The 19099-nt window shown below is 63.0% G+C and carries 15 protein-coding genes; 8 read left to right on the forward strand and 7 right to left on the reverse strand.

Annotated elements, in window-relative coordinates:
* Nucleotides 1-64: 64 nt before the first annotated feature.
* Together ASE60_RS30415 and ASE60_RS30420 are read right to left on the reverse strand one after the other, a co-directional pair.
* Nucleotides 65-1129, reverse strand: a complete 1065-nt coding sequence (locus ASE60_RS30415) for a hypothetical protein (RefSeq protein WP_057255545.1) — start codon at nt 1127-1129, stop codon at nt 65-67.
* A 184-nt stretch (nt 1130-1313) separates the two neighbouring features.
* Complete coding sequence (locus ASE60_RS30420) at nt 1314-2309, reverse strand: GlxA family transcriptional regulator (protein ID WP_112996463.1); 996 nt, start codon at nt 2307-2309, stop codon at nt 1314-1316.
* A gap of 401 nt (nt 2310-2710) precedes the next feature.
* Between ASE60_RS30420 and ASE60_RS30425 the strand changes: the two genes are divergently transcribed.
* Together ASE60_RS30425 and ASE60_RS30430 are read left to right on the forward strand one after the other, a co-directional pair.
* A complete protein-coding gene (locus ASE60_RS30425) occupies nt 2711-3739 on the forward strand; it encodes a four-carbon acid sugar kinase family protein (protein WP_057255324.1) in 1029 nt (342 codons plus the stop codon).
* A 3-nt stretch (nt 3740-3742) separates the two neighbouring features.
* A complete protein-coding gene (locus ASE60_RS30430; protein ID WP_057255325.1) occupies nt 3743-4444 on the forward strand; it encodes an FCD domain-containing protein in 702 nt (233 codons plus the stop codon).
* A 61-nt stretch (nt 4445-4505) separates the two neighbouring features.
* Here the strand turns inward: ASE60_RS30430 and ASE60_RS30435 are convergent, their stop codons facing one another.
* The 3 genes from ASE60_RS30435 to ASE60_RS30445 are packed head-to-tail and all read right to left on the reverse strand — an operon-like array spanning nt 4506 to nt 7778.
* Nucleotides 4506-5624, reverse strand: a complete 1119-nt coding sequence (locus ASE60_RS30435; protein ID WP_057255326.1) for an iron-containing alcohol dehydrogenase — start codon at nt 5622-5624, stop codon at nt 4506-4508.
* 4 nt (nt 5625-5628) lie between these two features.
* A complete protein-coding gene (gene pdxA / locus ASE60_RS30440; protein WP_057255327.1) occupies nt 5629-6585 on the reverse strand; it encodes a 4-hydroxythreonine-4-phosphate dehydrogenase PdxA in 957 nt (318 codons plus the stop codon).
* Nucleotides 6582-7778, reverse strand: coding sequence for an exo-alpha-sialidase (locus tag ASE60_RS30445; RefSeq protein WP_057255328.1), 1197 nt, complete (start codon nt 7776-7778; stop codon nt 6582-6584). Before ASE60_RS30445 ends, pdxA begins: the two co-directional genes overlap by 4 nt.
* 232 nt (nt 7779-8010) lie before the next feature.
* Here ASE60_RS30445 and ASE60_RS30450 point away from each other — a divergent pair, with 232 nt between their 5' ends.
* From ASE60_RS30450 to ASE60_RS30475, 6 genes are all read left to right on the forward strand, one after another.
* On the forward strand, nt 8011-8880 hold the full coding sequence (locus ASE60_RS30450) for a DMT family transporter (RefSeq protein ID WP_057255329.1): 870 nt from the start codon (nt 8011-8013) through the stop codon (nt 8878-8880).
* 26 nt (nt 8881-8906) lie between these two features.
* Complete coding sequence (locus tag ASE60_RS30455; RefSeq protein WP_057255330.1) at nt 8907-10406, forward strand: ABC transporter substrate-binding protein; 1500 nt, start codon at nt 8907-8909, stop codon at nt 10404-10406.
* Between the two features lie 87 nt (nt 10407-10493).
* Complete coding sequence (locus tag ASE60_RS30460) at nt 10494-11408, forward strand: ABC transporter permease (protein WP_057255547.1); 915 nt, start codon at nt 10494-10496, stop codon at nt 11406-11408.
* 10 nt (nt 11409-11418) lie between these two features.
* Complete coding sequence (locus ASE60_RS30465; protein WP_057255548.1) at nt 11419-12342, forward strand: ABC transporter permease; 924 nt, start codon at nt 11419-11421, stop codon at nt 12340-12342.
* Nucleotides 12335-13954 (forward strand): ABC transporter ATP-binding protein, encoded by a 1620-nt coding sequence (locus tag ASE60_RS30470; protein WP_057255331.1) that lies wholly within the window; start codon nt 12335-12337, stop codon nt 13952-13954. The genes ASE60_RS30465 and ASE60_RS30470 overlap by 8 nt, the downstream gene beginning before the upstream one ends.
* Nucleotides 13955-13981: 27 nt before the next feature.
* Complete coding sequence (locus ASE60_RS30475) at nt 13982-14866, forward strand: dihydrodipicolinate synthase family protein (protein WP_057255332.1); 885 nt, start codon at nt 13982-13984, stop codon at nt 14864-14866.
* 48 nt (nt 14867-14914) lie between these two features.
* Here ASE60_RS30475 and ASE60_RS30480 read toward each other — a convergent pair whose 3' ends face one another.
* Nucleotides 14915-17962: an AsmA family protein gene (locus ASE60_RS30480; protein WP_057255333.1), complete on the reverse strand. Its 3048-nt coding sequence runs from the start codon at nt 17960-17962 to the stop codon at nt 14915-14917.
* A 76-nt stretch (nt 17963-18038) separates the two neighbouring features.
* On the reverse strand, nt 18039-18986 hold the full coding sequence (locus ASE60_RS30485; RefSeq protein ID WP_082616242.1) for a DUF817 domain-containing protein: 948 nt from the start codon (nt 18984-18986) through the stop codon (nt 18039-18041).
* Between the last annotated feature and the right edge of the window lie 113 nt (nt 18987-19099).

Genomic DNA, 19099 nt, shown 5'->3' on the forward strand with positions numbered 1-19099 from the left:
GGCAGAACGCCATGTCTCCGTGGCGCCAGAGCCGCTTGTTGGGCTTGATCTGGAATGCGGCGGGTCAGCCGTGCAGGACGTCGTCGATCAGCGCGGCATTGGTCTCGGCGATGTTGCCTTCGCCGCCCGCTCCCCCGATGCCGCCGATCTGCAGTGTATGCTGGTCGACGAGCAGGTGGTTGAGCTGGTCCGCCTCGGCGGTGCCGCCGGCGGGCACGGCGATGTTGAGCGGGTGGAAGTAGCCGATGTTGACGTCGACTGCGCTGCCGTTCGAATAGCCGTCACCGCCGCCGCCGGCGACCCCGCTTCCGGTGAAGATCGTGTCCGATGAGAGGTTGAAACCACCGCCCTTGCCGCCGATGCCGGCGATCTGCACGCCGCCCTGGTCGAAGATCACGTTGTTCGACTGCGTGGCGTGGGCATCGCCGCCGGCCGCGCCGACAGCAATGTTGATGGGCGAGAACACAGCGACGTTCACGTCGACCATGCTGCCGATGAAAGTGCCGTCACCACCATGGCCCGCGTAGGCGTCGCCATTGAAAATGAACGTCGCGCCCTGCGGCTGGGCCGGCGCGGTATTGCCGGCAACGTTATGATCCCCGCCGGAGCCGCCAACACCGCCGATCTGGGTGGCGCCTTGAAGGAAGGCGGCATTGTTTGTTTGTCCGGCCGTGGAGGTCGAACCCTGACCGGCCGCGACAGCCAGGTTCAAAGGCGCAAACACCGCGGTGTCGGTGCTGACGAGGCCGCCAAAAAAGCTGCCGTCGCCGCCACCGCCGGCCACGCTGCCGCCGCCGTGGCCGCCGGCAACATTACCATTCCCGCCTTCACCGCCGATGCCCGCCATCTCGGTGACGTGCTGATTCATCAGTGCGGTATTGCCTTGGTGCGCATCGGCGTCCGTGTGCGAGCCGGCGATTGCCGCGTTCGACGGTGTGAACATTGCCAGCGTGTTGCTGCCGATCGTACCCAGGCTTGTGCCGTCGCCGCCGCTTCCGGCGGAGTTCTGCGCCGGCGCTATGTCGAGTGGAAGCCACGTCGGGACCAGTGCGAGATGTCCGCCGGCAACTGTGCTCTGATTGGAGTTCGCGTTCGGTGCCTCTTCCGACAAAAGACGAGTTTCCGCCATCGCCATCACTCCCATAGACTTCATCCCTCGCAGCACGATCATGCGACGTGTACGAGCGCGCATCGCGAGCTATTTTGAAGGCGGTTGCGGCAAAAGGTGAGCCTGCAATTCGGCTACGTCCGTTCGGGGAGGTCATTAGCCAATCGGCTATCGTGGCCAGGCACCCCGAGTGGTAATGCAAGGCTCACTTCGGCAGTGTCGCGCGCATTTGGCGCGGCGACTGGCCGAAGGTCTTGGCAAATGTCCTGGAGAAATGCCCCGCGCTTTCGAAGCCGACTTCGAGGGCGATCTCGATGAGCGAGGCATCGGTCTGGGCGAGAAGGTGCTTGGCGCGTTCCAGCCGGAATTTCCTGTAGACGTGCGCGGGCGACATCTTGGCTTTTTCCATGAACAGGCGCTCGAGTTGCCTGCGTGACAGACCGACGGAGGCCGCCAGCTCAGGGATCGAGAGCGTGTTCTCGGTATTCTGCTCCATGATGATAAGCGCAGCGTTGAGGCGGGGGTCGTTGCTCTCGATCGCGAGCGGCTTCCTCGGCTGGACATGAAGATGCGAGCGGGCCTTGTCGATCTGCAGGACTTCCAGCGCATTGCGCTCCGCCTCCCTGCTGATGTGGAGGCGCACGATGTGGGCGGCCATGTCGGCCGCGCTGCTGCCGCCGGCGCAAGAGCCGCGGGTGCGGTCGAGATTGAAGAGGCGGTCCGAGCGCACCTTCAAGTCCGGGAAGCGTTCGCGGAACGCCTGATAGTGGAGCCAGCTGACGCAAACGACGTGCCCCGCCATGAGCCCGGCTTCCGCCAGGATGAAGGTGCCGGTGCACAGGCCGATCAACGGCACTTTCTTCGCGGCTGCCTTCTTCAGGAAAGCGATCGTCTCGTTGTCGATCGGGTGCTCGTTCTTGAGCAGGCCGCCGACCATCACGATGTAGTCGAACTGGCCGGGATCGACGAGGTCAGACGTGGGCGCCACCTGTACCCCGCAACTGGATGCGATCAGATGGCGGGTGTTGCCAAGCACCTGCCAATCGGCACGCACGCGGCCCGATTTATCGAGCTCGTCGCTCGCCAGCCGAAGCGTGTCGATGAAGAGAGCGAAGGCCGAGAGTGTGAACGACCGGGCGAGCACGAAACCTATCTTGAGGCGATTGGCTGCAGCATCGTTGGATTTCGTGTTCATCGTCATTGCGAACCCACTTTAAACTCGTCATGCCCATTGGTTGGCGCGCAGGTCACTTGTCGCGGCCCGACGGTCGTCGCGCGACTTTGCAAGCGCCGATAACAGGAACCGCAAGCCTCCGGTTCCGCCGAACCTGGTCCCGATCCGTTATCCTATCTGAAATCTGCGTGCTAGGGGATCACAATCATCCACGAAGATCAGCCGGCGCCCGATGCGCTCTACTCTTTCAGTTCCCTGCTGGCTGTTGCTCATCGCGGGATGAAGCAGACCTGCAACGGGCACCATGTCGCATGACGACAGCCTGCGATCAGAATGGTCTAGAGTTGTAATATTAGAACAAAAAAAGTTTGACATTTCAATCGAAAGAATAGTTATAAAGATAACAACAAATCGTTTGGATCTATCAGATGCTCGCCATTGTCGCTGATGACCTGACCGGCGCACTGGATGCCGCGGCGCCGTTTGCTGCGAGGGGCTTCCATGTCGAAGTCGCATTGGCGATCGAAGCGATCGGCGATGCTCTGGGGGCAGGTCCGGACGTGCTCTCGATCAATCTCGGCTCGCGCGAACTGAGCGCCGAAAGTGCCAGGCAACGTGCCGCAGCCGCTCTCGGCGCGCTCCCTTCCAGTTGGCGGATCTTCAAGAAGATCGACTCTCGTCTGAAAGGCAACATTGCCGCCGAACTCGATGCGATGTTCTTCCATTCTGCCTTAGTGGCGCCGGCCATTCCTGCCTTTGGCCGGGTGGTGACATCCGGCCGCGTTCAAGGCTTTGGGGTGGATGCGCCCATTTCCGTTGCCGAGAGGCTCGGCCGGCATGCGGCAAGAGCCTTGATCCCGGATGCATCCACCGAGGCCGAAATGCGCGCTCTGCTCGAAGAGGCGGAGCGAAGCGGCACCGATCTGCTGATCGGAGCGCGTGGCCTGGCCGAAGCGCTTGCCGAGCGGATGAGTGACGGAGAGGAAGCAAGCGCTGCCGAAATGTCGGGTGGCCCGGCCTTGTTCGTTATCGGGTCCCGCGACCCGATTACCCTTGCCCAGATCGACGCGCTTCGCAGTGTCCTTGCTCTTTCCTACCTGCCGGCGCCGAATGGGCGGCTTGTCGGGTCAAGCGACGCTGGCGGCGCGATCACCCTCGTTCAGGCGGTGCCGGGCGAAGGGGAGGTGACGCCGGAGGCGGTTTCCGAGGCGCTTGCTGAAAGCGTTTGTCAGGGCCTTGTCGAAGCGGCAGGAACGCTGCTTCTGTCCGGTGGCGCCACCGCAGAGGCGGTTCTGAAGAAAATGGGCGTTCAGCGCTTTCGCCTGCTTGGTGAGTGCCTGCCGGGCCTGGGCTTGGCTGAGGTCGATGGACGTTGCATCATCGCCAAGTCCGGCGGATTCGGCGTGCCGGACACGCTGAAGGAAATCGCGGAGGCTGTCCTCCGCAAGATGGGATGACGGATGGGACTGGAGAACGGAACAGCACGCAAGAGCCTCGGCGATCTCGTCTTTGAGCGCATGCACCGAGCGATCAAATCCGGCGCCTACAAGCCGGACGAGCGCTTGCCGACTGAGCACGATCTGGCAAGCGAGTTCGAGGTTTCCCGCCCGATCATTCGCGAAGCGCTGCGCCGGCTGCGCGAGCAGGGTTTCATCTATTCGCGGCGCGGCGCTGGCAGCTTCGTTCGCGCTGTCGGCATGCGTGAGCCGCTTGGCTTCGGGCAGTTGGAGAACGTCGCCGATCTTCTGAACTGCTACGAGTTCCGCCTGACGGTCGAGCCGGCTGCAGCTGCAGCTGCGGCCGAGCGGCACGACGCTGCCACCTTGGCCGCCATCCGTCAGGCACTGGAACTGATGCGGGACGCCACCAACCGGCAATCGCACCGGGAGGATGCGGACTTCCAGTTTCATCTCGCGATCGCGCGCGCCGCCCAGAACAGTTATTTCTTCACGGCGATGGAAGCGCTGAAGGACCATATCGCCGTCGGCATGCGGTTTCACGGTGCTTCGGTCAAGCGGGAGACCACCGGGCTGACGCGCGTCTTCGCGGAGCACGAGGCGATTGCCGAAGCCATTGCCGCGCGCGAAGCCGCAAAGGCGAGACAACTCATGCAAGACCACCTCGCCGGGTCCCGCGAGCGCCTGTTCCAGGCGACCAAATAGTGATCTCGAATGCGAAAACCCCGGCTGCTGCCGGGGTTTGATTTTTGCAGTGGCCGGTGGGTCAGAAGGCTGCCCTGTAGACGGCGAGCACGTCTTCGACGCTCATATCGACGGGATTGTTGTCCATCAGCCGGCGGTTGGCATGGGCCTCGCTGGCATAAAGCGGCAAGTCGTCGGCATTTGCGCCGTGGGCGGCAAGCGACATTTCGATGCCGAGATCGCGGCAGAAGCCGCATGCTGCATCCAGGAGTTCCCGGGGGGACAGATTTTCGCCAAGACCTAAGGCCTGGGCGACTTCCGCCGTCTTGCTCACGGCTACCGGCTGGTTGAAGGCGAGCACGTGCGGAAAGATGATGGCATTTGCCAGGCCATGGGGCAGGCGAAGCCTCGTGCCGAGCGGATAGGCGATGGCATGTCCGGCAGCGGTGTTGACCGGGCCAAGGCAGATGCCGCCGTAGTAGGAGGCAAGCATCATCCCTTCACGTGCCTCGGTATCGGCACCATCCCTGACTGCGCGCGCGAGATACTTGCCGGCGAGCTTGAAGCCCATACGGGCAAAGCCGTCGATCATCGGATGGGCGCGCCGATTGGTGAAGGCTTCCACGCAATGGGCCATGGCGTCGACGCCGGTGGCCGCGGTTACCGCCGACGGCACCGAATAGGTGAGTTCCGGATCGAGAACGGCGAAGTCAGCGATCATGTGTGGGCTTTCGACCGCGATCTTGTTCCCCTTGGCGGGATCAGTGATCAGCGAGCGGATACCGGCCTCCGAGCCGGTGCCGGCGGTCGTGGCGACCTGGGCAAGGCGCGTTTTGCGGCCAAGAACCCGGTTTGGCCCGGCGACATCGGCAAGCGTCTGCTCCGAGTCCCAAAGCACGGCAACCAGCTTGGCGACGTCGAGTACCGATCCGCCGCCAAGGCCGACGATGAGGTCCGGCTTGCTTTGACGCGCAGCGTCGAGCGCGGCGTTGAGCGTATCGACATCGGGTTCGCCCGGGATGGCGTCAAACACCGTGACGCGGCCCGAAAGCGTCAGGCGATCGACGAAGCCGGCGGTGATCGGCGTTGCGATGACGAGCACCGAACCGGCGTCGGCCGCCCAGGTGCCGACGTCTGCGATCGTGCCGGCGCCGACGGCGAGGCGACGCGGCTGGTGAAGGGTAAGGGGAGCGATGGTCATCGTGTCATCCTCGCTTGGCGTCACCCGCGACGAGCTTGCGGGCATAGGCGATGGCGGAATTCATGTTGCCGTGGTTGGCGATGCCCTGGCCGGCGATGTCGAAAGCGGTGCCGTGATCGACCGAGGTTCGGTCGATCGGCAGGTCAACCGACACGTTCACGGCGGTATCGAAGGCGACGAGTTTCACCGGGATGTGCCCCTGGTCGTGATACTGCGCGACCACGAGGTCGAAGGCGCCGGAATAGGCGCGGTGGAACACCGTGTCGGCGGAGATCGGGCCATAGGCATCGATCCCTTCTGCCCGCGCCGCCGTGACGGCCGGCGCGATCTGGTCGTCATCCTCGGTGCCGAAAAGGCCGTTCTCGCCGCAATGGGGATTGATGCCGGCGACTGCGATTTTGGGTGCCGCGTAGCCGATGCGTTTCAGATGGGCGTCGCCGGCGCGGATGGTGGCGAGAACCCGTTCGGTCGTCGAGCGCCGGATTGCTTCCTGCAGCGCCACATGGGTCGAAACGTGGATGACCTTGAGGCGCTCGGAGGCAAGCAGCATGTAGGCAGCCTTCGATCCCGTGAGGCTGCGCAACATGCCGGTGTGGCCGTCATAGTGATGACCGGCAAGGTTGAGGGCTTCCTTGTTGATCGGCGCCGTCACGATGCAGCCGATGACGCCGGCTTCGGCGTCGCGCACCGCCATTTCGATGAAGCGGAAGGCGGCGTCGCCGGCGACCGGGCTCAACTGTCCCCAGGGAAGCGGCGCGCCCTCGATCGGCAGATCCACGACATGTGCGGTGAGATCAATCTCGAGGCCAAGGGCCGCACGGGCCGCCTCGAGCGTGGCGAGATTGCCGTAGATCCGGATCGTGTCGCGCTCTTGCTGCGACATGTCGGCGAGGGCACGCACCGAAATCTCGGGGCCGACGCCGCACGGGTCGCCCATGGTTATGCCGATGATGTTGCTCATGAAGGTCTCCGTTGGTCGGCGTGGTCCCAGCCAGGGGCCAGGCGAACATATTTGATGGCGCGCCGGTGGTAGGTGTAGGCGAGATGCACGGCCCCGTCCGGTCCCTCAAGCAGCCAGGGATAGGACATCTCCTTGTTGCGGCCGTCGGTCGAGTCGTTGGAAAGGCACGTGCCGGGGCCGTCTTCGATCAGCAGCCGGACGGGAAAGGTCTTGCCGCCATCCTCGGAGAGGCAGAGGGCGACCGGCGCGCGCCGGACACCCCAGATTGGAACGCAGCCGCCCGTGGGGTCTGCGTCGGGGCGGCTGTCGTTCTCGCCGATTTCGTCGTAAAGCGAGGTGCGCCGCTCGGCGGTGTCGGCCGCGCTGACGGGATTGCAGATCATCGCGATCCGACCATCGGCAAGGCGCAGGGCGGCGATCGAGGAATTGTTGTTCGGGACGTCGCTTGCCTCGGGCGCGGACCAGGTTCGGCCCTCGTCGAGGCTCTCGGTCCTATAGACCCAGTCGGCCTGCCGCCGGCGGAAGAGGGCGGTAAGGCGGCCATCGCCGAGTGATACCGGCGACATGTGCACGCAGCCAATGGAACGCTCCAGTTCTTCGAGCTGCCATGTTTCCCCTTGGTCGAGCGAGATGCCGATGGCCGCGGTATCGTGGCTTCCGTTCCACTTCTGACCGGGGCGCTGAACGCAGCGGAAGATCGGCAGCATCCATGCGCCGTCGCCGCGGACCACGAGGGGCGCGCGGATGAAGCATCCACGCGGGAGGTCGAGATAGCGGCCCTCGGTCGTCGTCAGTGCCAGCGGGTCGGATGCATCGCGGCGGATCTCTGCCATCCGGATCCGGCACTCATCCTGATTGCCGGAGGGTTGGGACGTGTGGAAGAGCCACAGCCTGCCGTCGGGTGCGGTGAAGAGCACCGGGTTCTGCTCCGAATGCGCAGGGTCAAAGCTCAGGCGCTGTGGCGGACCCCATTGCGTAGCGTCCTTTGGCAGGACGGAAGCAAAGATCGAGATATCCGACTTGCCCTCGAGCGTACCGCCGAACCAGGCGCAGGCGAGCGCGCCATCTGAAAGCAGATGCAGAAAGGCAGCATGGTTCTGGATCATCGGCGAAGGCAAGAGCGCTTCCATGCGCCCGGGGGAGGCGGATTGAAGCAGGCCATTCATGCCGCGGGCGATTTCTTCAGGGTTCATGGGCTCCTCCTGTGTGCTTCGAAAATCGCTGAATTTTCAAAGTTGTCAAGTTTGATAAAGTTACAAATTGACCTGTGTTTGCTCGTTTATGTCATTAATATATTGAATTTACGTAATTATTTATTGTGAGAATTCTAGAATGAATTTTACATCGCAAATTAATTTGACAAACTTGAGCGAAAAGTGGATTGTCTGGACAAGCCGGCGAGAGGATGCCGGGGAGGAGGATCTCATGCCGGAAGCCAGCCCCCAGGGGGCCAAGATTGCTGTCACCTTCGCGGTCGGTGCCGCGATTCTGGCGGCAGTCGACGCGGTGATCGTGCGGGTGCTGAACGGTGCCGTGCATCCCTTCGTCATTGGCTTCTTCCGTGCCTTTTTCGGTGCGGTCATCCTTTTGCCCTTTGTTGTCCTGCGCCCATCCGTGCTCAAGTCGAGCCACCCCTTGCGTCAGCATGCGGTGCGTGCCGGCTTCAAGCTGCTCGCCATGGTCGCCTTCTTCGCCGCCTTCAGCTGGGGTCCGCTTGCCGACGTGACGGCCATCGCCTTCACCTCGCCGATCTTCCTGTTGCTCGGCGCCGCGCTGGCGCTGGGCGAAAAGCCCGGCGCGGCGATGATCGGTGCGGTGGCGCTTGGTTTCGTGGGTGCGATGCTGATCATTGGCCCCTCGGGCGCCGGCTTCAGCTTTGCCATCCTTCTTGGGCTTACGGGCGCGGTGCTCCAGTCGACCATTCAGTTGATCCTGAAGTCGATGTCGAAGGGCGACTCGACATCGACGCTTGTCGTCTGGAACCTCCTCTTGACCGTTCCGATCGCGCTTTTTTTCGCTCTACCGTTCTGGGTTATGCCGGGGGCGAGGGAGATGACGCTTCTGGCGCTGCAAGGCGTCGTCGGAACTGCCTGCATGGGGATGATGACTCACGCCTTTTCGCTCGCACCCGCCACGATCGTCGCGCCGGTCGATTTCCTGCGCCTGCCGCTCGTGGCGCTCGGCGGCTTCGCGCTGTTTGGGGAACACATTGCCCTCACCACCCTTTGCGGTGGCGGGCTCATCGGTTGTGCGGCGCTGATCGCTGCGCGATCCGGAAAAGCAACATCCGGCTGAACGAATTTCACCAGGGAGGAAATGCCGTGAAGAAACTGTTTGTCTTGAGTGCGCTCATGCTGAGCTCCGCTCTTTCGCCCGCCTTTGCCGGGTCCGGCCCGATCAAGATCGTGCTGGCCGAGGAAGCGGACCTGCTCGAGCCCTGCATGGCGACGCGTTCGAACATCGGTCGCGTCATCATGCAGAACGTCAGCGAAACACTGACCGAACTCGATGTTCGCGGCGACAAGGGCGTCATGCCGCGGCTTGCCGAAAAATGGGAACAGAATGAAGACGGCAGCTGGCGCTTTCACCTGCGTCAGGGCGTCAAGTTCTCGGATGGCACGACCTTCGACGCCAAGGATGTCAAGCACAGCTTTGACCGTATCATGAGCGACAAGAACACCTGCGAGTCGCGTCGCTATTTCGGCGGCATTACGGTGACCCCCACTGTGGTCGACGATTACACGATCGACTTCAGCGCCGATCCGGTCCAGCCGATCCTGCCGCTCTTGATGTCTCTCGTCACGATCGTGCCCGAAGAAACGCCGCTTGAGTTCATCCGCGAGCCGGTCGGTACCGGTCCCTACAAGCTCACCAACTGGACGCCGGGGCAGCAGATCGTGCTGACGAGCCGCGACGACTATTGGGGCACGAAACCCGAGGTCACGGAAGCCACATATCTGTTCCGCGCCGACCCATCGGTGCGCGCCGCCATGGTGCAGACCGGCGAGGCCGATCTCTCGCCGTCGATCTCGCAACTCGACGCCACCAATCCGGCCACGGACTTCTCCTACCTCGACAGTGAAACCGTCTACCTGCGCATCGATCACAACATCGAGCCATTGAACGACGTTCGCGTTCGCCGCGCGCTCAACATCGCCATCGACCGCCAGGCCTTCCTCGGCACCCTGGTTCCCGAAAGCGCACTGCTCGCGACCGCAATCGTGCCGCCGCCGACGCTTGGCTGGAACCCTGACGTAAAGGTCTTCCCCTATGACCCGGAAGGCGCGAAGAAGCTGCTCGAGGAAGCCAAGGCCGATGGCGTGAAGGTCGATACGCCTATCACCATCATCGCCCGTTCAGCAAACTTCCCGAACGTGACCGAGATCATGGAAGCCATTCAGGCACAGCTTCAGGAAGCGGGCTTCAAGGTCGAGCTGAAATTCGTCGAGGTTGCCGAGCACGAACAGTACTATTCGAAGCCCTTCAAGGAAGGCCGCGGTCCGCAGATCGTCGCTGCCATGCACGACAATTCCAAGGGCGATCCGTCATTCTCGATGTTCTTCAAGTATGCGACCGACGGTACGCAGTCCGGCTTTTCCGATCCGAAGGTTGACGACTTGATAAAGCGTGCATCGGCTGCCGTCGGCGAGGAACGTGCCAAGCTCTGGTCCGAACTGATCGCCTATGTGCATGACGATGTCGTCGCCGACGTCCTGCTCTTCCACATGGTCGGTTTCTCGCGCGTTTCCGAGCGGCTTGATTTCAAGCCGACGATGGCGACCAACGGGACGCTGCAACTCTCGGAGATCAAGATCAAGTAATCTGCCCTGGCGGACGATCGGTTCGCCAGTCACAACAGAAATCAAGGCGGTGGGATGATCCCGCCGCCGGATTCCTTCGAGGGCGCCATGCTGAAATTCGTTCGAAAACGCGCCGTGGCCAGTCTGATCTCGCTCGTCGGGCTGCTCGTCATGGTCTTCTTCCTGTCGCGGTTGACGGGTGATCCGGCCGCCTTGTTCCTGCCGGTCGAAGCCTCCGCGGAGATGAAGGCGCAGTTCCGCGAACTGCATGGCCTGAACGATCCCATGCTGATGCAATTCGCGCGTTACGTCGGCGACGTCGTGACCGGCGATTTTGGCGAATCCCTGCGCAAGGCCCGCCCCGCTCTGGAGGTCGTGCTCGAGGCCTTCACATGGACGCTCTGGCTTGCCGTCATCACCATGACGCTCGTCGCCGGTGCTGCGATCGTCGTCGGCTCGCTTGCCGCCTTCCGCGCCGGCGGTTTTTTCGACCGGCTATCTTCGCTGATCTCGCTGGTCGGCGCTTCCGTTCCCGATTTCTGGATCGCCATCGTCGCGATCGTCGTGTTTTCGGTAAACCTCGCCTGGCTGCCGACTTCGGGCACGGGGTCTCTGCTTCATTGGATCCTGCCGATCTCGGTTCTGTTCATCCGGCCTTTCGGCATCATCGTGCAGGTAGTGCGCGGCTCTATGATCGGGGCACTGTCCTCGGCCTATGTGAAGACGGCGCGCGCCAAGGGCGTCAAATCCGGGCCGATCATCTTTGTGCATGCACTGCGCAATGCCATGCTGCCGGTCATCACCGTCATCGGCGACCAGGCGGCGAGCCTTCTGAATGGCGCAGTGATCGTCGAGACCATCTTCGGATTTCCGGGGGTCGGCAAGTTGATGATCGATTCCATTTTGCAGCGCGATTTCAACGTCGTGCTTGCCGCCATCCTCGTCACGGCTCTGGCGATCTTCCTCATGAACCTGCTCATCGACCTCGCCTATGCGCTGCTCGATCCGCGAATTCGACACTGAGGAGGCGACCATGACCCTCCAGACTGCCGATACCGTCATTGCCGAAGAACCGCGCTTCGCGATGCGCATGTTCCGCATGCTGCTTGCCGACAAGTTCGCGCTATGCGCTGCGATCTTCCTGATTTTCGTGCTGATCCTGGCGATCGTGGGGCCGAGCTGGCTCGGCGATCTCGCGACCAAGCAGAACCTCAGAGGGCGCAACGCCGTGCCTTTCGACTGGGAGCGCGGATGGGTCTGGTGGATGGGGGCCGATGCTCTCGGGCGACCGTTGCTTGCCCGCATGATCGTTGCCACCCAGAACACGCTGATGGTGGCCGCAGGTGCCGTCGCGCTTTCGGCAACCGTCGGCACCTTCCTCGGCCTTGTCGCCGGCTTTGCCTCGCCGCGCGTCAATCAGGTCATCATGCGGCTCGCGGACGTCATCATGTCCTTCCCGTCGCTGCTGATCGCCGTCATCGTGCTCTATATTCTCGGCTCGTCGATCCTCAACCTGATGCTGGTGCTGGCGATCACGCGCATCCCGGTCTACTTGAGGACGACGCGCGCCGAAGTGCTGGAAATCCGCGAGCGCATGTTCGTGCAGGCGGCGCGCGTGATGGGCGCATCCAGCAAGCGCATCCTCTTCCGCCACATCCTGCCGGTGGTGCTGCCGACACTGACGACGCTTGCCACGCTGGATTTCGCCTATGTGATGCTGGCGGAAAGTGCGCTCTCATTCCTCGGTATCGGCATCCAGCCGCCGGAAATCACCTGGGGGCTGATGATCTCTCAGGGCCGCCAATACCTCACCAACGCTTGGTGGCTTTCCTTCTGGCCCGGGCTTGCGATCATCCTCACCACCATGTCGCTGAACCTCCTGTCGAACTGGCTGCGCATCGCGCTCGATCCGGTGCAGCGCTGGCGCCTCGAAATGAAAGGTCGCAAGAATGGCTGACCATCTCCTGGAAGTCCGCGACCTTTCGGTCGAGTTCCACACCGCAGTCGGCGTGGTGAAGGCGGTCCGCAACATTTCCTACCACCTCGACCGTGGCGAGACCCTAGCGATCCTCGGTGAGAGCGGGTCCGGAAAGTCGGTCTCCTCCTCGGCGATCATGAACCTGATCGACATGCCGCCGGGACGCATCAGCTCCGGAGAAATCCTGCTCGACGGTGCCGACCTGCTGACGATGCCGGCGCATGAAAGGCGCAAGGTCAACGGGCGTCGAATCGCCATGATCTTCCAAGATCCGCTGAGCCACCTCAATCCGGTCTATACGGTCGGCTGGCAGATCCGCGAGGCGCTCACCACCCACGGAACCGATGCTGCCAAGGCTGCGTCTGAGGCGTTGCGACTTCTGACGCGAGTCGGCATCCCCGACCCCGAGCGCTCACTGGACAAGTATCCGCACGAATTCTCGGGCGGCCAGCGTCAGCGCGTCATGATCGCCATGGCGCTAGCGCTCCGCCCGGACCTCCTGATTGCCGATGAGCCCACGACGGCGCTCGACGTCACGGTGCAGGCCGAGGTGCTCGCTTTGCTCGAGGAATTGCAGCAGGAGACCGGAATGGCGGTTCTCATCATCACCCATGATCTCGGTGTCGTCGCCGAGATCGCCGACCGCGTCGTCGTGATGGAGAAAGGCGTCCTGGTCGAGGCCGGCACGGTGAGCGAGGTTTACAAGAACCCGCAGCATCCCTATACGAAAAAGCTCATTGCCGCCGCCCCCGGCAAGGGCGAGATGCACGCACCTGCGGCTCGCGCCGAGCCTGTTCTCTCGGTCCGTGACGTGCGCAAGCGCTACGGCTCCTTCGAGGCGTTGAAGGGCTTGTCCTTCGATCTCATGCCCGGCGAGACCATGGCCGTCGTCGGCGAGAGCGGCTCGGGCAAGTCGACGCTGGCGCGTATCCTGCTGCGCCTCGACGAACCGGATAGCGGTAGTGCCTTGTGGAAGGGCCGCGACCTATTCACCATGTCGCCCGCCGAACTCTATAAGCTGCGCCGCGACCTGCAGATGGTGTTCCAGGACCCTACGCAATCGCTCAATCCGCGCATGACGGTCTATCAGCTCATCTCCGAGGCCTGGGTCATCCATCCGGATATCCTGCCCAAGGCGAAATGGCGCGAGCGCGTGGCTGAACTTCTGGTGCAGGTCGGTCTCGGTCCGGAACACATGGGTCGCTACCCGCATCAGTTCTCCGGCGGCCAGCGCCAACGCATCGCAATCGCCCGCGCACTTGCGCTCGAGCCGCAGCTCATCATCTGCGACGAGGCGGTCTCGGCACTCGACGTCTCGGTTCAGGCCCAGGTGATCGCGTTGCTCGACAGGCTGCGCAAGGAAATGGGCATCGCCTTCATCTTCATCGCCCATGACCTGCCAGTCGTGCGCGACTTTGCCGACCACGTCATGGTCATGCAGAAAGGCAACATCGTCGAGCTCGGCACGGTGCGCGAGGTGTTTGATACGCCGCGGCAAGACTATACGCGCGCGCTACTCGCCGCAGGCCTCGACCCCGATCCCGACGTCCAGGCCGCTCATCGCGCCGCCCGTCTTCAGCGCGCGTCTTGAGACGCGCCCATTCAAAGGAATGCCCGCATGACCAAGCAAGCCTTCGTCGCCCTCGTGACCTGCTTCAACGAGGACGAGACCATCAACTACCAGGCCACGCGCGCCCAGGTCCGCCGCCAGGTGGCGGCGGGCAACAACATCATGTGCGCCGGTACCAATGGGGACTTCACCGCGCTGACCTTCGAGGAGAAGGTGCGCCTGACGGAAGAGGTGGTCGATGAGGTCGGCGGCCGGGTCAAGGTGATTGTCAATGCCGGCATGCCGGCGACCTTCGAGACGGTGAAGCTTGCCCGCGAATTCGACCGTATCGGCGTCGATGGGATCGCTGTCATCACACCGTTCTTCATCGCCTGTACGCAGGATGGCCTTGTCCGCCACTTCTCGACCGTTGCCGACGCCGTGAAGACACCCGTCTACCTCTACGACATCCCGGCCCGCACGCAGAACCACATCGAACCCGACACCGCGCGCACGCTTGCCGGCCACGGCAACATTGCCGGCATCAAGGATTCCGGCGGCGCAAAGGAGACGCTGGAGGCCTATCTGCAGGTTGCTAGGGAGGTCGAAAGTTTCGAGGTCTATTCCGGCCCAGACCACCTCGTGCTTTGGGCACTGCTGAACGGTGCGGCCGGCTGCATTTCGGGCCTCGGCAACGCCATGCCGCATGTGCTTGCCGGCATCCTGAAGGCGTTCAATGCAGGCGAGATCGGCGAAGCCGAAAAGCAGCAGGCGATCTTTACCGCTTTTCGCACCGACCTCTACGCGCTGGGTTTCGCCCCGGCCATGGTCAAGCGCGCGCTCTTCCTGCAGGACGCCTCCGTCGGCGCCAGCCGCCAGCCGGCCCTGCTTCCGAACGCAGAGCAGGACGACCAGATCGCGGAAATCCTCCGCAGATACGAACTTCTGGGGTGATGCCGCCAGTGCCGGCGACCACACGGCAGCCGGATCGGCGATGGAAGGCTATTCACGCGCCGGCTTCTGCAGAAGCTGGTTGAACAGTTTTCCCAGGGTGCCGCTTTCCTCCGCAGGCTGCTCCGTTTCAGCAGCCGGTTGCTGGTCGGGCTGCTGCCCCTCCGGTGCCGGTTGCTCGGTGGCAACGTCCGGCGTCACGGGTTGTTCTTCAGCCGGTGGCGCGGGTGGCGTCTCGCTGCCTTCTGTCGCCTTGCCACCGATGATCTCTTCGATGGAGAGTTGATCGCCTCCGTCTTTCGCTGGCTTGCCGATAGCGCCACCAATGATGTCGCGGATCGATCCGGCCTTTCCTTCGCCGGAGAGCAGCTCGTCGAGCTTCAGCTTCCCGGTCGGCAAGCCCAGCTTCTGCAGCGCCGAGAGTGCGGCGTCCGGGTTCTTCAGCAGGCCTGAGAGATCGGGATAGATGCGCGGGGCAGCAAAGGAACCCTCGATCATCACAGGCACGCCGATGCCTTCGGTCGCGATAGCGGCGCCCTGGCCTTCGAGTGAGGCGACGACGCGTGGATCCAGGCGGAAGTTCAGCTGGTCGTTTGGAAGGTTTGCCTCACCGCTGCCGCTCATACGCACCAGCGGGCCGATGAGTTTGATATCTTCGGTGCGCGCGACGCCGTTTTCGATGGCAAAGGATGCCCCAAGCTCGGTGAAGCCGGTCGCCTTGTTTTCGTTCTGCTTGAAGCCCGACGACATCAGGCCGACAAGGTTGTTGTAGACATCGGCGACGTCGATGCCGCGGATGGCGCCGTCGAAAAAGCGGACATTCGCCGACCCCTGAAGCGCGCGCTTGAGCGCGCCGGCCGTAGCGCCTGCGCCGGTGATGTCGAACTGGGCTTGCAATGCGCCTTCGAGATACTTGAAATTTGCAAGGTCGATCAGCAGCGGGGCGGCCGAAGCGCCGGCGATCGAGGCCTTCAGGGCGATCGAAGCGTCCTCTCCCGTGCCGTCAGCTCTAAGGTTTGCGGCCATCCGCCCGCCATAGAACGGGCTTTCGGGAAGGTCGAGGCTGGCCACACCCTGGGAGATCACCAGGGTGGTTGCTACCGGTCCGGCAAAGACGCGGCCATAGCCGAGCTTCTCCGCGTCGACCTTGATGGATGCATCGATCGTTCGAAGCGACGACAGGTCCAGCGGCGCGTCGGGGGTGGGGCTGCCTGCTTTGCCCTTCGCTTGCGACGGTGCGGGGCGTGCACCGGCAAGCCGCGCGAGGTCGAGTTCGGCGAAATGGAGCGCGCTGGATATCTTGAGGGGCGTGCCCAGCTCTACGGAACCGTTGCCGGTTCCTTCGACCCCGTTGACGGACAAGGTGGCTTTTTGAAACGCAACGCCGGTGGGGCTTGCGTTGACATCGCCCTTGAAGGCGAATTGCTCGACGCTGTCGCCGCCGCCCTGGCCGAACCAGGCAAGAAGCGCGCGCAGATCCGTGGCCGCGAAGTTCACCTTGCCGGCATAGCTGCCCGCGAGCGCCGCCTTGCCGTCAAGGGAGAGTGTCGCTTCTGGCATGCGCAGATCGAGTGTCAGGGGCAGCTCACTCGAACCCGAGAGCAGTTCGCGGACCGGTAGTCGCAAATCGATATCGGCTGCTTTCCCGCGCCAGACCAGGTTGCCGGATAGGAGCACGGGCTTGGTAAGATCGTCGATCTGGACCGCCAGCTTCTTGATCGTCACTTCGCCCATCGATGGGTCGGTGACACCGGGTGCTACGAAGGTGGCGTCGCGCAGGCTCGCAGTGCCGCTCAGGTTGACGGTCTTTCGGAACGCATCTCCGCCGAGCCCGCGGAACGCAAACCCGGTATCCATCGCAAGCGTTCCCGACAGTGAAACCGATTGGCCGGCGAGGCTCGCGAGCTTGGAGATGTCGAGCCCTTTGCTTGCGACGCGTCCCTTGAACGTCGGCTCGCTCTTGCGGACGTCGGCGGTGATTTCGGCCGAAATGCCGCCGGCGTCTATGCCGAGATGTTCAAGCCGGGTCCTGAGCAGCCCATCCTTCAGCGTTGCCGTCAATGCCGCATCGGAGGCGGAAATATCGTTGACGGTAATGGCGCCCACAGTGACGCTGACATCGGCATCGAAGCCGGCGAGTGCCTGCAAGCCGGCCGAGGCCGACTGCCTTTCCGATTGCCCTGCCGGTTGTGACGACCCCGAGGCGCTGGTTCCGACAAACGCGCTGAAATCCAGCTGATCGGCACTGAGGTCGGCCAGGAACCGCGGCCGGTCACCGGGAATGAACAGCGCATCGAGGCTGAGCTCTTCGTCCCCCGCTAGCAGCTTGCCGCCGCGGATCTGGTAGCTGCCGTTGCTGTTGAGCGCCACCTGCCCGCTGGCCTTGAGCTCGGTCAGGCCCGGCGCAAGCAGGGGGTCGGCTTCCACCGAGAGGCTGAGGTCAGCGGGCTTGCGCTCAAGGAGAGGGCGAAGCGGGGAGACGGAGAGAGCGACCTGGTAGCGCCGGTCTTCAAGCCGAGCACCGGCCGAAAGCGAAAGCTCGCCGTCGATGTCAGGGGCCTGGAGTGTAAGGTCGAGATCGCTGACAACGTCAGCTGTCCCGGCGGCGTTCTCTTGTCTCAGCGTGCCCCCGGTGATCGAAATCGTATCGATGGCGCTTCGTTCGAGGAAGGCGACCAGGGCTGCGAGCGGGTCGTTCTGCTTGGCCTCGCCATTGCCGCCCCCGCCGTCTTCCACCGTCGATGCGTTCTCCGGTTTCTGCCGTATCACCACGACCGGCCGGGTGAGCCTGACCTCCTTGACGTGCAGGCGGTTCGACCACAGCGAGGAGAGCGTCACGGAGCCTGCGACTTCGCCAATCTCTGCCGTCACGCCATCGCTTTGCGCATCGAGCGAAACATCCTCGGCCACAACAGCCAGATGGGGGATGACGGAGAGCCGGACGGGACCCTTCAGCGCGATCGAACTGCCCGTCGCGCTCGAGAGCTGACGGCTGAGCTCGGCGCGCATCCAGTCGCTGGAAACAAAGCTCGGCAGGACAATGAGAGAGACGACTGCGAGAACCCCGAGCGCCAGCAGGCCGAGAAAGAAACGCCGCATGTGTCTCTCCGTTGCGATAGCAATTGATTCGGTATCGTTTTCCACGGAGGCGTGTTTTGCAACTCTTGCGGTGTGTTCACCTGGACGCCGCGGGACTTCCCGCATCTGCAGTGATGTCCGTCGTCGTCTGTGCTTCGATGTTCGTAGTCGATACGTTTCCGGCTGCCGGCGCGTAGTTTCGCGGGCGATGGACGAGCGTGACCAGCACGAAAGACAGGATCATCAGCAGGTACCAGGCGCCGAGCTTCTGGAGCGAGACCGGGGTCCAGCCGTTGTGCTGCGAGGGATAGATCCAGGCGCGTGACCAGGTGCCGATGTTCTCGGCAAACCAAATGAACAGGGCGACGAGTAGAAAGCCGAGAAGCAACGGCATGCGGTGCCGAAACCGGAAGACGCGATAGTGCACTGTCGTGCGCAGAAACAGGACCGCCGTGATCGCAAACAGCGCGTAGCGCAGGTCGATGACGAAGTGGTGCGTAAAGAAATTGGCATAGATCGCCAAGGCGAGCAGCATCGTCGCCCAAAGCGGCGGATAGTTGCTGTAGCGCATGTCGAGGATACGGGTCACGCGGGCGAGATAGGAGCCGACGGCGGCATACATGAAGCCCGAGAATAGCGGAACGCCGCCGATGCGGAAGATGCTTGGCTCCGGGTAGATCCAGGACCCGACCGACGTCTTGAAGATCTCCATCACCGTGCCGACGATGTGGAAGATCAGAATGACCTTGGCTTCGGCGACGGTCTCAAGCTTGAAGACGAGCAACGAAATCTGGATGACAAGGGCCGCGACGAAAAGGAAATCATAGCGGGCAAAGCCCATGTCCTCCGGCCAGAACAATTTTGTCGCGAGCATCAGGGCGAGCATGGCGCCGCCGAAAAGGCAGGCGAAGGCCTGCTTGATGCCGAATACCAGGAACTCCGTCAGGCCGCCGAGGAGGCCGGCCGCCGGCAGCCGATCGAGCAGGCGGTGCGCCGCAGCGTCGATACGCGCTTCCCGGCTCGTGAAACGCCTATCGTCCGCCATTCGAGCCATCAGTACCGCCTCCGCTTCGCCGTTGGGGACGCGATGCCGGGACAATGCGGTTGAATTAAGGGTGGACAACAACTGCCGGGTGGGCGGACAGGCAGCCGCCCCTG

This window comes from Ensifer sp. Root278, from assembly GCF_001429285.1.
Lineage (GTDB): Bacteria > Pseudomonadota > Alphaproteobacteria > Rhizobiales > Rhizobiaceae > Ensifer.